Here is a 12,188-nt window from a genome sequence, read left to right as displayed (position 1 = left end):
GTGCACGGGATAATCCTATGCGCCTCGCTATTAGCTAAAAACTAACGCTGCCTCGTAACGACTCCTAAAGCCGGTTTTGGCACCTTGTTGCCTGTCGAATATTGCTTCCAAATTTCTCGCTGGGGTTGATTATGAGTCATAATAAAGACGCCTGGGTCAGCCAGCGCGCTTATTCGCTATGGGAATCGGAAGGCAGGCCGGATGGGCGTGGGGAAAGCCACTGGGCGCAGGCGCTGAGGGAATTCGAGCAACTGGAGCTGACGAAGGCCTCGCCTGATGGAAACGATCTCATCGAGAAGCTGAAGGCAGCCGGGCGGCTGATGCGGATCTATGACGAGGCGGCGCCCGCCGTCGAGAACGACCGGCAGATCAAAGCGGCTCGCTAGGCCGTATTTATCAATCCCCTGAGTGCCGAAATATTCAGCGGCATTCCAGACGGACCACAGGTCTTGCCGGCAGGCGTCTTGCCACTTCGGCGAAACCGGCATCCAGAAACATCGATAGCGTTCCCGGATAGAGCTCGGCTCCGTTCGAAGCACGGGCTGCCTGATCGACAGGGTAGGCTTCGAGACATTCGGCGCCGTTCGCGCTTGCGAATTCAACAGCGTGTTTCAATAGCAGTCGCGACAGGCCCTGCCGCCGGAACGGCTTGCGGACGATGAAGCAATTGATCGACCAGACCGGCCTGTCATCGACCGGCGCAAAGGGTTTTGAACGGCGCAGCCGGTCGAACACCACGCGCGGCGCGGCGCCGCACCATCCAGCCGGCTCGTTCTCGTGATAGCCGAGAATGCCGGGCGGGCGCGGTTCGGCGACTAGGCTGCGGAACCAGTCGCGATTTCCCTCGCCCCATCCCGCCTTGTAGTCGGCATTCGGACGATACCAGTAGGCGCAGTGACAATTCCGGCCGTCGGCGCAATCGTCGAAGACCGCTTCTATATCGGCCAGGCGGTCGGCGGTGGCGGAGAAGAAAGAGAAGCGATCCTGCATCCGGGCAAATTATGGCGCGGGCGGACGATCGGCAAGCGGTCGCCCGTGCCGGCCGATCAGGCGAGGCTGGCCCTCCAGCTTGAATGCTCGTTCTTCAGCCGCCGACATCGTTTGGCTGTCGCCGCCGATCTTCGTCCGAGGGCGATCGTCCCGGCGCTACTGGCGTGCGGCCCAGCTCAGGCCCCGCCGCAGGATGAGGGGCATGTAGGGATGGTCGAATTCGGCTGCGACATGGCCGAGGGCGGAATAGAAGATGCGGCCAGCACCGAAATGGCGCTTGAAGACGACGGGCATCACGACATTGCGGGCTGCCGAATCGTAGGCGCCGGTGAAGGTGGTGGTTGCAAGGATTTCGACGGTGGGATCATAGTGGAGGTAATATTGCTCCGAACGGTAGTCGAAGTCCGGAATGCCCTCCATGACGGGATCGTCCTGGCGGGTGACGGCAACGCGGAAGTCGATGATATTGCCGGGATGGGCGACCCAGGTGACGCCGGAGACATAACGGAAAGGGGCGCTTTCCTTGAAGGACGTGGCGAGTGCGCCGTGATGGCCGGCAAGCCCGAGCCCGCCGCGCACCGCTTCGACCAGGGCAGCGGCATGAGGCTTTTCGAGCGTTTCGCCGGTAATGATGGGCACCAGCAGATCGGCCTTCGCCAGCGTCGGAGATCCGAACACGCCGAGATCGCCGGTTACCTCGACGGTAAAGTCGTCCTCGCGCAGGAGATCGGCGACGATATCGGCGCATTGCTCCGGCTCGTGGCCTTGCCAGCCGCCCCAAACGACCAATGCCTTCCTCATTCGCGCTCTCCCTACCTGATGGCTGCAGACCGTTGATCATCACATGGTGGTGCAAGCCCCTTAGATCGGGCGGCTATGCAAATCACGCGAATAATTTGTGTTTTCTGCTGATCCGGCACAAATTGCACGGGCGGCGGATCGCACCCGGTCGAGCGTGGCTTCGGCATTTGACGTATTGTCCGTTGACGCCGATCGCAGTTCCTTCTTTTTATTGACGTGTATCTCGTCTAGGTTTCTCCCATCTCTCAATGAATAGTAAGGGTGGTGCATGGCAGGTGAAACGGTTCTTGTCGTCGGCGGCGCCGGCTATATCGGCTCGCATACGTGCCTCGACCTGGCGAACAAGGGCTATGCGCCTGTCGTCTTTGATAATTTTTCGAACGGCCATCGCGAGTTCGTCAGATGGGGCCCGGCCGAAGAGGGCGATATTCGTGATCGCGCCCGGCTGGACGAGGTGCTGGCCAAGCACAAGCCGGCGGCGATCCTGCATTTCGCGGCGCTGATCGAGGTCGGCGAATCGGTCAAGGATCCGGTTTCCTTCTACGAGAACAATGTGATCGGCACTTTGACGCTGCTTTCGGCGGCACAGGCGGCCGGCATCAATGCCTTCGTCTTCTCCTCCACCTGCGCCACCTACGGCCTGCCGCAGAGCGTGCCGCTCGACGAGACGCACCGGCAGGTGCCGATCAATCCCTACGGGCGGACGAAATATATCGTCGAACAGGCGCTTGCCGATTACGACCAGTACAGGAGCCTGCGCTCGGTGGTGCTGCGCTATTTCAATGCGGCCGGCGCCGATTTCGAGGGCCGGATCGGCGAATGGCACCAGCCGGAAACGCATGCGATACCCCTGGCGATCGACGCGGCACTCGGCCGTCGCCAGGGTTTCAAGGTGTTCGGCAGCGATTACGAGACCCGCGACGGCACCTGTGTGCGCGACTATATCCATGTGCTGGATCTTGCCGATGCGCATGTGCGCGCCGTCGAATATCTGCTGAAGGGCGGCGATTCCGTCGCGCTCAACCTCGGCACCGGCACCGGCACGACGGTCAAGGAATTGCTCGGCGCCATCGAGGACGTGTCGAACCGGCCTTTCCCGGTCGAATATATCGGCCGTCGCGAAGGCGATTCGCACACGCTGGTCGCCAATAACGACAAGGCGCGCGATGTGCTCGGCTGGGTGCCGCAGTATGATCTGTCTGAGATCATCCGCTCCGCCTGGGACTGGCATGCAAAATCCAACCAGCATTGAGCCAACCAGCATCGAGAAAGCGCGCCGGCCGAACATCCTGCTGATCACGGCGGACCAGTGGCGCGGCGATTGCCTGTCGGCCGTCGGCCATGGCTGCGTAAAGACGCCGGGTGTCGATGCGCTGGCGCGCGAAGGCACCCTCTTCCGGCGGCACTATGCTGGGGCGGCGCCCTGCTCACCGGCGCGGGCCACGCTCTATACCGGTCTCTATCAGATGAGCCACCGCGTCTGCCGCAACGGTTCGCCGCTCGATGCTCGCTTCGACAATCTGGCGCTGGCGGCCCGGCGGGCGGGATACGACCCGACGCTGTTCGGCTACACGGATACGGCGCCCGATCCGCGCGGGATGGATACCGGCGATCCGCATCTGACGAGTTATGAAGGCGTGCTGCCGGGTTTTACGGCCCGCCAGCTTCTGCCCGAGCACGAAAGACAATGGCTCTCCTGGCTCAAGTCCCGTGGTCATGCGGATGCCGTCAGTCGCGATATCCATATTCCGGTCGGTGCTGGAGCCGGAGACATTTCCGATGCGTCACCGGCCTATTCGCGCGATGAGACCCAGACGGCTTTTCTGGCCGGCGAGTTCATCCGCTGGATGGGCGAACAGGACAGGCCGTGGTTTGCGCATGTCTCTTTCTTACGTCCGCATCCGCCATTCTCCGTGCCGGAGCCGTTCAACCGAATGTTCACGCCGGGCGAGGGACCGGCTTTTGCGCGCGCGGCAAACCGCGAAGCGGAACAGGATAGTCACCCCTATCTCGCATATGCCATGCCACGCTCTGACAAGGGCAACTTTATCCACGGTGCAACGGGGCCGCTCAGCGGCTGGAACACCGAGGATTTTGCCGCGATCCGGGCGATCTATTACGGCATGATATCAGAGGTTGATGCACAGCTCGGCCGCATCTGGCAGGCCCTCAAGGATGCGGGCGCCTGGGACGACACGCTTGTTGTCTTCACCTCGGACCACGCCGAGATGGCGGGCGATCATTGGATGCTCGGCAAGGGCGGTTTCTTCGATGGCAGCTATCATATTCCGCTTGTCATTCGCGATCCCGCAAGCAGTGCTGCGGGTGGGGTCGTCGACAAATTCACCAGCGCTGCGGATATTTTTCCGACACTTTGCCAAAGGCTCGGCATCGACGCGAAGAACGGGCTCGATGGCCGATCGCTCATGCCGTTTGTCAGGGATGGGAGCGGACAGGGCTGGCGGGACGCGGCATTCTGGGAATTCGATTTCCGCGACATTGCGCATGGCGAGGCCGAGCAGCATTTCCGGCTGCGGTCCAACGAATGCAATCTCGCGGTGATCCGCGACGCGCGGTTCAAATATGTGCATTTTGCCGCTTTGCCGCCGCTGCTCTTCAATCTTGCCGACGATCCGATGGAACTCGACAATGTCGCGGCGGATCCGGCCTATGCGGCGATACGGCTCGACTATGCCGAGAAGCTGCTGTCGCTCCGAGCACGCCATCTCGACCAGACGCTCGCCTATACCGAATTGACGGAAAGAGGGCCGGTGACGCACCGGCCCTGATATTACAGCGCCGCGCGTCTTTCAGACGCGCAAAGGACGCTGTAACACTTTGAATCACCGCATAATTTTATCCTTAAATCGATTTCGATTTAAAGAATGATGCAGTGTTCTAGCCGAGCCGAACCGGGGTTCAGCCGAGATAATCGCGCTTGCCGATCGGAGCACCCTGGTTACGCAGGATGGCGTGGGCCGTCGCGACGTGGAAGTAGAAGTTCGGCAGGGCGAAGGTGGCGATATACTCGTCACCCGGCAGCACGATACCACTCTTTCCCGGCAGGGTGATCTGGCGGGTTTCTGTGCCTTCCAGTGTCTGCGCCGAGAAGCCGCCGAGATAGGCGCTGGTCTTTGCCAGGCGCTCACGCAGGTCGTCGAACGTCGTTTCGTTATCCTCGAACTTCGGGGCGTCGGTCGCCGTCAGGCGGGCGAGCGCAAATTTGGCGGTGTCGCTGGCGCGCTGATACTGGCCGGAGAGCGGCAGCATATCGGGCGCGAGGCGAGCGGCCACCAATATGGCAGGATCGATACTCTTTTCCTTCGCATAGGCTTCGGCCTTGTCGAGGTAGGTTTTCAGGCTGGCGAGGCCGCGCTGGAACATCGGAACGGTGAGGCGATACATCGAAATGGACATTTGTCCTGTCTCCAAAATCTTCAAATGATTGGGTCGCGGCGAGAGGTCGAAGGCGCCTGCGGCCGTGAGCCTGCCTTCGACCCTGCATAGATGGATGCTCGTTTCGCCTTTCACAACACCGACAATGCGGGCGTCGGTCCTGACGCCCGCATGGCATTGCGCCCTCATCCATATCTCGACGCCGCTAAAGAGACTTGACGTCGTTCCCAGAAAATGGAATGAATATTCCGCAGAACAGATTTAACGGTTTGTTTGTTCCGTTTTGCGGAGCGCCGCGGGAGAGGTGGCGCAGGGGAATGCGGCTTCAGAGCAAATGCCTGGAGCTCCGGCGTGAGGAGGGTGCAGCCGGGCACCGCTTTGTGGAGGAAGTAAAATGAAAAAGTTTATCCTGGGCACTGCGATGGCGCTCGTCATGTCGACGGCGGCTCACGCAGAAACCGTCGGCGTCTCGATGGCGAAATTCGACGACAATTTCCTGACGGTTCTGCGCAACGGCATGACCGATTATGCAAAGACACTCAGCGGTGTGACGCTGCAGGTCGAAGACGCGCAGAACGACGTTTCCAAGCAGCAGAGCCAGATCCAGAATTTCATCGCCTCCAAGGTCGATGCAATCATCGTCAACCCTGTCGATACCGATGCGACCACGGCAATGTCGAAGCTCGCGGCTGATGCCGGCATTCCGCTGGTTTACGTCAACCGCCAGCCGGTCAACGTCGACACGCTGCCGGAGAAGCAGGCCTTCGTTGCATCCAACGAGCAGGAATCCGGCACGCTGGAAACCAAGGAAGTCTGCCGCATTCTCGGCGGCAAGGGCAAGGCCGTCGTCATCATGGGCGAGCTTTCCAACCAGGCTGCGCGCATGCGCACCCAGGACGTTCACGACGTCATCAAGACAGATGAATGCAAGGGTCTGGAGATCGTCGAAGAGCAGACGGCGAACTGGGACCGCACCCAGGGCGCCGACCTGATGACCAACTGGCTCTCCAGCGGCATCGAATTCGATGCCGTGATCGCCAACAACGACGAAATGGCAATCGGCGCCATCCAGGCGCTGAAGGCAGCCGGCAAGGATATGAGCAAGGTTGTCGTCGGCGGTGTCGACGCCACGCAGGACGCGCTTGCCGCCATGCAGGCGGGTGATCTCGACGTCACGGTGTTCCAGGATGCCGCCGGTCAGGGCAAGGGCTCGCTCGATGCGGCGCTCAAGCTCGCCAAGGGCGAAAAGATCGACAAGAAGGTCTACATTCCCTTCCAGCTCGTGACGCCTGCCAACGTCAAGGACTTCGTCACCAAGAACTGAGGCGAACGCCACACTGGATGCGGGCTTTGCCCGCATCCTTTTCGTTTACCCGTATCCGGAGGAGATGATATGGCCGTCAGCCCGACAACCATGGCCGCCGTGCGCGCGAGCGGCGCAGTCCCGAATGCGGAATATCTCTTGAGTGCCGAGGGTGTCCGCAAGGAATTTCCTGGAGTCGTCGCACTCGACGACGTGCAGTTCCGGCTGAAGCGCGCCTCCGTGCATGCGCTGATGGGCGAAAACGGCGCCGGCAAATCGACATTGATGAAGATCCTCGCCGGCATCTATACGCCCGACAAGGGTGATATTCGCCTGAAAGGGATCGAGATCCAGCTGAAATCTCCGCTCGACGCGCTGGAGAACGGGATTGCCATGATCCATCAGGAACTGAACCTGATGCCGTTCATGACGGTCGCCGAAAATATCTGGATTCGCCGGGAACCGAAGAACCGCTTCGGCTTCATCGATCACGGCGTGATGCACCGCATGACCGAGGAATTGTTTACTCGCCTCAATATCGCCATCGATCCCGATATCGAGGTCCGGTTCCTGTCGGTCGCCAACCGGCAGATGGTCGAGATCGCCAAGGCGGTTTCCTATAATTCCGATGTGCTGATCATGGACGAGCCGACTTCGGCGCTGACGGAGCGCGAGGTTGAGCATCTTTTCCGTATTATCCGCGACCTCAGGGCCCAGGGCATCGGCATCGTCTACATCACCCACAAGATGAACGAGCTTTTCGAGATCGCCGACGAGTTCTCCGTCTTCCGCGACGGCCGATATATCGGCACGCATGCCTCGACCGACGTCACCCGCGACGACATCATCCGCATGATGGTCGGGCGCGAGATCACCCAGATGTTTCCCAAGGAAGAGGTGCCGATCGGCGAGGTCGTGCTCTCCGTCAAGGATCTGTGTCTCAACGGCGTCTTCAAGAACGTCTCCTTCGAGGTCAGGGCCGGTGAAATCCTCGGCGTGGCCGGCCTCGTCGGCTCCGGCCGGTCGAATGTCGCCGAAACGCTGTTTGGGGTGACGCCGGCAAGCTCCGGCTCGATCGAGCTCTATGGCAAGCCGGTGGCCATTTCTTCGCCGACCGAGGCCATCCGCAATCGGATGGCGTTCCTGACCGAAGACCGGAAAGATACCGGCTGCCTGCTGATCCTCGATATTCTCGAGAACATGCAGATCGCCGTTCTGCAGGACAGATATGTCAAGGGCGGCTTCGTGCAGCAGGGCGCAGTCGAGGCAACCTGCGAAGACATGGCAAAAAAGCTGCGCGTGAAAACGCCCAATCTGTACGAGCGGGTGGAAAATCTTTCGGGCGGCAATCAGCAGAAGGTGCTGATCGGGCGCTGGCTGCTCACCGAGCCGCGCATCCTTATCCTCGACGAGCCGACGCGCGGTATCGATGTCGGCGCCAAGGCGGAAATCCACCGATTGGTCACGGAAATGGCGCGAGATGGTGTGGCGGTGGTCATGATCTCGTCCGAGATGCCCGAAGTTCTCGGGATGAGCGACCGCATCATGGTCATGCACGAGGGACGCGTGACCGGTTTCCTCAATCGCGACGAAGCAACGCAGATCAAGGTGATGGAGCTGGCAGCGCAGTGATGCGTTGACGGCGATTGCCCAAGGGAGGTTTGACATGACTACCAAGGCAGCAGAGGGCGCGGCTCCGCTCGCAACCCGGCAAAGGCGGCGGCGCATACCGACGGAACTCAGCATTTTCCTTGTGCTCGTCGGCATCGCGCTCATCTACGAAGTGCTCGGCTGGATGTTCATCGGCCAGAGCTTCCTCATGAATTCGCAGCGTCTGACGATCATGATCCTGCAGGTCTCCGTCATCGGCATCATCGCCGTCGGCGTTACGCAGGTCATCATCACCGGCGGCATCGACCTTTCGTCGGGTTCGGTCGTCGGCATGACGGCGATGATCGCAACAAGCTTCGCCCAGTCGTCGACCTGGGGACGGGCCGTCTTTCCCTCGCTGACCGACCTGCCGGCTTTCGTGCCTATCGTCGTTGGTCTGCTGATCGGGGCGGCCGCCGGCCTCGCGAACGGCGCACTCATCGCCTACACGAAAATCCCTCCGTTCATCGCCACGCTTGGCATGTTCGTTTCGGCCAGAGGCGTGGCGAAGTGGTATACGAAGGGACAGCCGGTTTCCGGGATCACCGAGCAGTTTCATTTCATCGGAACGAAAGCCTGGCCGGTTGTCGTCTTCCTGGTCGTCGCGCTGATCTTTCATATTGCGCTGCGCTATACCCGTTACGGAAAGTTCACCTATGCCATCGGCGCGAATCCGCAGGCTGCGCGTGTTTCCGGCATCAACATCGAGGCGCATCTCGTCAAGGTCTATGTGATTGCCGGATTGCTTGCCGGCCTTGCCGGTATCGTCACAGCGGCACGTGCGGAAACCGCACAGGCCAGCATGGGTGTCGGATATGAACTCGACGCGATCGCCGCGACCGTCATCGGCGGCACCTCGCTCACCGGCGGCGTCGGGCGCATCACCGGCACCGTCATCGGCACCATCATTCTCGGTGTCATGACCTCCGGCTTCACGTTCCTCAGGATCGACGCCTATTACCAGGAGATCGTCAAGGGTCTCATTATCATCGCGGCTGTTGTCATCGACGTCTACAGACAGAAGAAACGCCGCAAGCACTGATCTCCGCATGCGATGGTTTTCTTGCGGGGGCTTCGGCCCCCGTTTCGTTTTCAGCGCCGACGGATTTCTAAAAAAAGAAGTGGCGAATTCCGTCAGCTTTTCTATTCTGCCGCTTCATTCGCCCTCTACAGCGCCGCGCGCCTGAAAAGACGCGCAAAGGACGCTGTAGCACTTTGAATGCTGCATAATTTTATTCTTAAATCGATTCCGATTTAAGGAATTATGCAGTAGGGCAGCGCAGGAAGACAGATGCAATTCGTATTTGACGGTCACAACGACGTTCTCCTTCGACTCTGGACACATTCAAAAGACGGCAGCGACCCGATCGCGGAATTCGTAGACGGCACGACGGTCGGCCATATCGATGCGCATCGCGCCAGAGAGGGCGGTCTTTCGGGCGGTCTCTGCGCCATCTACATTCCCTCAGGCGATCTCGTCTTCGCCGATCCGGATGCCGCCGGTCGCTATATCACGCCGATGGCGGCCCCTCTGGATCCGCTGCCTTCTCTTGCCATCGCCAATGAAATGGCCGCGATCGCGCTGCGGCTCGACCAAGCGGGCGCCTGGCGGCTCTGCCGGACGGTGAAGGATATTCGCGGCGCCATGGCGGATAATATTTTTGCCGCCGTCATGCATATGGAAGGCTGCGAGGCGATCGGCGCCGATCTCTCGGCGCTCGAGGTGTTTTATGCGGCGGGGCTGCGCTCGCTCGGGCCGGTCTGGAGCCGGCATAATGTCTTCGGTCACGGCGTGCCCTTCGCCTTCCCGATGTCGCCGGACACGGCGCCCGGTCTCACCGATGCCGGCTTCGCGCTGGTGAGGGAATGCAATCGCCTCGGCGTCATGATCGACCTTGCTCATATCACCGAGAAGGGGTTCTGGGACGTCGCGAAGACGACGGACCAGCCGTTGGTCGCCACTCATTCCAATGCTCACGCGCTGACGCCGGTCGCGCGCAACCTGACGGACAGGCAGCTCGATGCGATCCGCGAAAGCCGCGGGCTCGTCGGCATCAATTATGCCACCGCCATGCTGCGTGCCGACGGCCGATCGGACAGCGATACGCCGCTTGCCGACATGATCCGCCATATCGACTATCTCGTGAACCGCATCGGCATCGACTGCGTGGCGCTCGGATCGGACTTCGACGGGGCCACCATTCCTGAGGAAATCGGTGATGCAGCCGGCAATCAGAAGCTGATTGCCGCTCTCAGAGAGGTTGGCTATGCTAACGCTGACCTGGCAAAACTTGCCCGCGAAAACTGGCTTCGCATTCTGGCCCAAGCTTGGCGGGAGGACCACGCCTAAGCCTTTCGTATCCAATCAAAAAACAGGGGAACAGACCATGATGATGACCAAACTCAGCCGCAATTTTCGCCTGCTTTCCGCGGGAGCCGCTCTTTCGCTCCTGATGATGGCGGCACCCTCCGCCTTCGCCGAGACGCCGAAGGACACGCTGGTCGAAGGATTCGCCATCGACGACATCATCACGATGGATCCGGGCGAGGCTTTTGAGCTTTCGACGGCTGAAATCACCACCAACAGCTACAGCCTGCTTGTTCGTCTCGACATGGACGATACGTCGAAGGTGAAGGGCGATCTTGCCGAGAGCTGGAGCGTTTCCGATGATGGCCTCACCTATACGTTCAAGCTGAAGTCAGGCCTGAAATTTGCCTCCGGCAACCCGGTCACCGCCGAAGACGTCGCCTGGTCGTTCGAGCGCGCCGTCAAGCTCGACAAGAGCCCGGCCTTCATCCTCACCCAGTTCGGCCTGACCGGCGACAACGTCACGGAAAAGGCTAAGGCGGCCGATGCCAATACCTTCGTCTTCACGGTCGACAAGGCCTACGCGCCGAGCTTCGTGCTCAACTGCCTGACGGCAACCGTCGCTTCCGTCGTCGACAAGAAGCTGGTGCTGGAGCATGTGAAGGCGGTGACGCCGGATGCCGAGCACAAATACGACAATGATTTCGGCAATGAGTGGCTGAAGACCGGCTATGCCGGCTCCGGCGCCTATAAGTTGCGCGAATGGCGCGCCAACGAAGTTGTCGTGCTGGAGCGCAACGACAATTATTATGGCGACAAGGCGAAGCTCAACCGCGTCATCTATCGCTACATGAAGGAAAGCTCGGCCCAGCGGCTGGCGCTCGAAGCCGGCGACATCGATATCGCCCGCAACCTCGAGCCAGGCGACATCGACGCTGTTTCGAAGAATGCCGATCTGGCGACAACGAGTGCGCCGAAGGGCACGATTTATTATGTCAGCCTGAACAACAAGAACGAGAACCTGAAAAAGCCGGAAGTCCAGGAAGCCTTCAAGTATCTAGTCGATTACGATGCGATCGGCGCAACCTTGATCAAGGGTATCGGCGAGATCCACCAGACCTTCCTGCCGAAGGGCCAGCTCGGCGCGCTCGATGAGAATCCCTACAAGCTTGATGTCGCCAAGGCCAAGGAACTACTCGCCAAGGCCGGCGTACCCGACGGTTTCTCGATCACCATGGATGTGCGCAACAATCAGCCGGTGACGGGTATTGCCGAATCCATGCAGCAGACGCTGGCGCAAGCCGGCGTCAAGATGGAAATCATCCCCGGCGACGGCAAGCAGACGCTGACCAAGTACCGCGCCCGCACCCACGACATGTATATCGGCCAGTGGGGTTCGGACTATTTCGATCCGAATTCCAATGCCGATACCTTTACCGGCAATCCCGACAATTCCGATGCCGGCACGGTGAAGACGCTCGCATGGCGCAACACCTGGGAAGCGCCGGAGCTCGACAAGCAAGCCAAGGCCGCACTTCTGGAACGCGACGCCGCCAAGCGCGCCGCCATATATCAGGACATCCAGAAGAAGTACCTGGCAAACAGCCCCTTTGTCTTCATCTTCCAGCAGACCGAGGTGGCCGGCTACCGCAAGAGCGTGAAGGACTTCAAGCTGGGTCCGAGCTTCGACACCAATTTCGTCGGTCCGATCGCCAAGGAATAATCCGGCAGGATTGAGTG

The 12,188-nt window shown here is 60.3% G+C and carries 11 protein-coding genes; 8 read left to right on the top strand and 3 right to left on the bottom strand.

The genetic code is table 11. From position 1 onward, the window contains the following. Positions 1 to 131 precede the first annotated feature (131 nt). Positions 132 to 386: a DUF2934 domain-containing protein gene (locus J3P73_RS24075; RefSeq protein ID WP_018448355.1), complete on the top strand. Its 255-nt coding sequence runs from the start codon at positions 132 to 134 to the stop codon at positions 384 to 386. Between the two features lie 34 nt (positions 387 to 420). Here the strand turns inward: J3P73_RS24075 and J3P73_RS24070 are convergent, their stop codons facing one another. Together J3P73_RS24070 and J3P73_RS24065 are read right to left on the bottom strand one after the other, a co-directional pair. Further along, a complete protein-coding gene (locus J3P73_RS24070; RefSeq protein ID WP_130692998.1) occupies positions 421 to 990 on the bottom strand; it encodes a GNAT family N-acetyltransferase in 570 nt (189 codons plus the stop codon). 156 nt (positions 991 to 1,146) lie between these two features. Beyond that, positions 1,147 to 1,791 (bottom strand): ThuA domain-containing protein, encoded by a 645-nt coding sequence (locus tag J3P73_RS24065; RefSeq protein ID WP_130692997.1) that lies wholly within the window; start codon positions 1,789 to 1,791, stop codon positions 1,147 to 1,149. Between the two features lie 268 nt (positions 1,792 to 2,059). On the opposite strand from J3P73_RS24065, the gene galE reads away from it, so the two are divergent. Together galE and J3P73_RS24055 are read left to right on the top strand one after the other, a co-directional pair. Further along, on the top strand, positions 2,060 to 3,043 hold the full coding sequence (galE, locus tag J3P73_RS24060; protein WP_018071947.1) for a UDP-glucose 4-epimerase GalE: 984 nt from the start codon (positions 2,060 to 2,062) through the stop codon (positions 3,041 to 3,043). Next, positions 3,021 to 4,580, top strand: a complete 1,560-nt coding sequence (locus J3P73_RS24055) for an alkaline phosphatase family protein (protein ID WP_130692996.1) — start codon at positions 3,021 to 3,023, stop codon at positions 4,578 to 4,580. Before galE ends, J3P73_RS24055 begins: the two co-directional genes overlap by 23 nt. A 130-nt stretch (positions 4,581 to 4,710) precedes the next feature. Here J3P73_RS24055 and J3P73_RS24050 read toward each other — a convergent pair whose 3' ends face one another. Further along, positions 4,711 to 5,208, bottom strand: coding sequence for a DUF1993 domain-containing protein (locus J3P73_RS24050; protein ID WP_130692995.1), 498 nt, complete (start codon positions 5,206 to 5,208; stop codon positions 4,711 to 4,713). A 373-nt stretch (positions 5,209 to 5,581) separates the two neighbouring features. Between J3P73_RS24050 and J3P73_RS24045 the strand changes: the two genes are divergently transcribed. The 5 genes from J3P73_RS24045 (at position 5,582) to J3P73_RS24025 (ending at position 12,171) form a co-directional block, all read left to right on the top strand. After that, a complete protein-coding gene (locus J3P73_RS24045; protein ID WP_018071949.1) occupies positions 5,582 to 6,511 on the top strand; it encodes a sugar ABC transporter substrate-binding protein in 930 nt (309 codons plus the stop codon). A 69-nt stretch (positions 6,512 to 6,580) separates the two neighbouring features. After that, a complete protein-coding gene (locus J3P73_RS24040) occupies positions 6,581 to 8,122 on the top strand; it encodes a sugar ABC transporter ATP-binding protein (protein ID WP_018071950.1) in 1,542 nt (513 codons plus the stop codon). Positions 8,123 to 8,156: 34 nt separating this feature from the next. Continuing rightward, the gene (locus J3P73_RS24035) at positions 8,157 to 9,182 is read left to right on the top strand and encodes an ABC transporter permease (protein ID WP_012759467.1); all 1,026 of its coding nucleotides are present in this window, start codon (positions 8,157 to 8,159) and stop codon (positions 9,180 to 9,182) included. Between the two features lie 249 nt (positions 9,183 to 9,431). After that, positions 9,432 to 10,490, top strand: coding sequence for a dipeptidase (locus J3P73_RS24030; RefSeq protein WP_018071952.1), 1,059 nt, complete (start codon positions 9,432 to 9,434; stop codon positions 10,488 to 10,490). Between the two features lie 37 nt (positions 10,491 to 10,527). Further along, positions 10,528 to 12,171 (top strand): ABC transporter substrate-binding protein, encoded by a 1,644-nt coding sequence (locus J3P73_RS24025; RefSeq protein ID WP_018448346.1) that lies wholly within the window; start codon positions 10,528 to 10,530, stop codon positions 12,169 to 12,171. The last annotated feature ends 17 nt before the right edge of the window (positions 12,172 to 12,188 follow it).

It is taken from the genome of Rhizobium ruizarguesonis, assembly GCF_017357285.1.
In the GTDB taxonomy this organism is placed as follows: domain Bacteria; phylum Pseudomonadota; class Alphaproteobacteria; order Rhizobiales; family Rhizobiaceae; genus Rhizobium; species Rhizobium ruizarguesonis.
Note: the sequence above shows the minus strand (reverse complement) of the source record. Positions and strands in the feature narration are given on the sequence as shown.

Bases quoted from the DNA above. Each gene is read 5' to 3' on its own strand.
- J3P73_RS24075 (WP_018448355.1), top strand. From the start codon at position 132: ATGAGTCATAATAAAGACGCCTGGGTCAGCCAGCGCGCTTATTCGCTA.
- J3P73_RS24070 (WP_130692998.1), bottom strand. From the start codon at position 990: ATGCAGGATCGCTTCTCTTTCTTCTCCGCCACCGCCGACCGCCTGGCC.
- J3P73_RS24065 (WP_130692997.1), bottom strand. From the start codon at position 1,791: ATGAGGAAGGCATTGGTCGTTTGGGGCGGCTGGCAAGGCCACGAGCCG.
- galE (WP_018071947.1), top strand. From the start codon at position 2,060: ATGGCAGGTGAAACGGTTCTTGTCGTCGGCGGCGCCGGCTATATCGGC.
- J3P73_RS24055 (WP_130692996.1), top strand. From the start codon at position 3,021: ATGCAAAATCCAACCAGCATTGAGCCAACCAGCATCGAGAAAGCGCGC.
- J3P73_RS24050 (WP_130692995.1), bottom strand. From the start codon at position 5,208: ATGTCCATTTCGATGTATCGCCTCACCGTTCCGATGTTCCAGCGCGGC.
- J3P73_RS24045 (WP_018071949.1), top strand. From the start codon at position 5,582: ATGAAAAAGTTTATCCTGGGCACTGCGATGGCGCTCGTCATGTCGACG.
- J3P73_RS24040 (WP_018071950.1), top strand. From the start codon at position 6,581: ATGGCCGTCAGCCCGACAACCATGGCCGCCGTGCGCGCGAGCGGCGCA.
- J3P73_RS24035 (WP_012759467.1), top strand. From the start codon at position 8,157: ATGACTACCAAGGCAGCAGAGGGCGCGGCTCCGCTCGCAACCCGGCAA.
- J3P73_RS24030 (WP_018071952.1), top strand. From the start codon at position 9,432: ATGCAATTCGTATTTGACGGTCACAACGACGTTCTCCTTCGACTCTGG.
- J3P73_RS24025 (WP_018448346.1), top strand. From the start codon at position 10,528: ATGATGATGACCAAACTCAGCCGCAATTTTCGCCTGCTTTCCGCGGGA.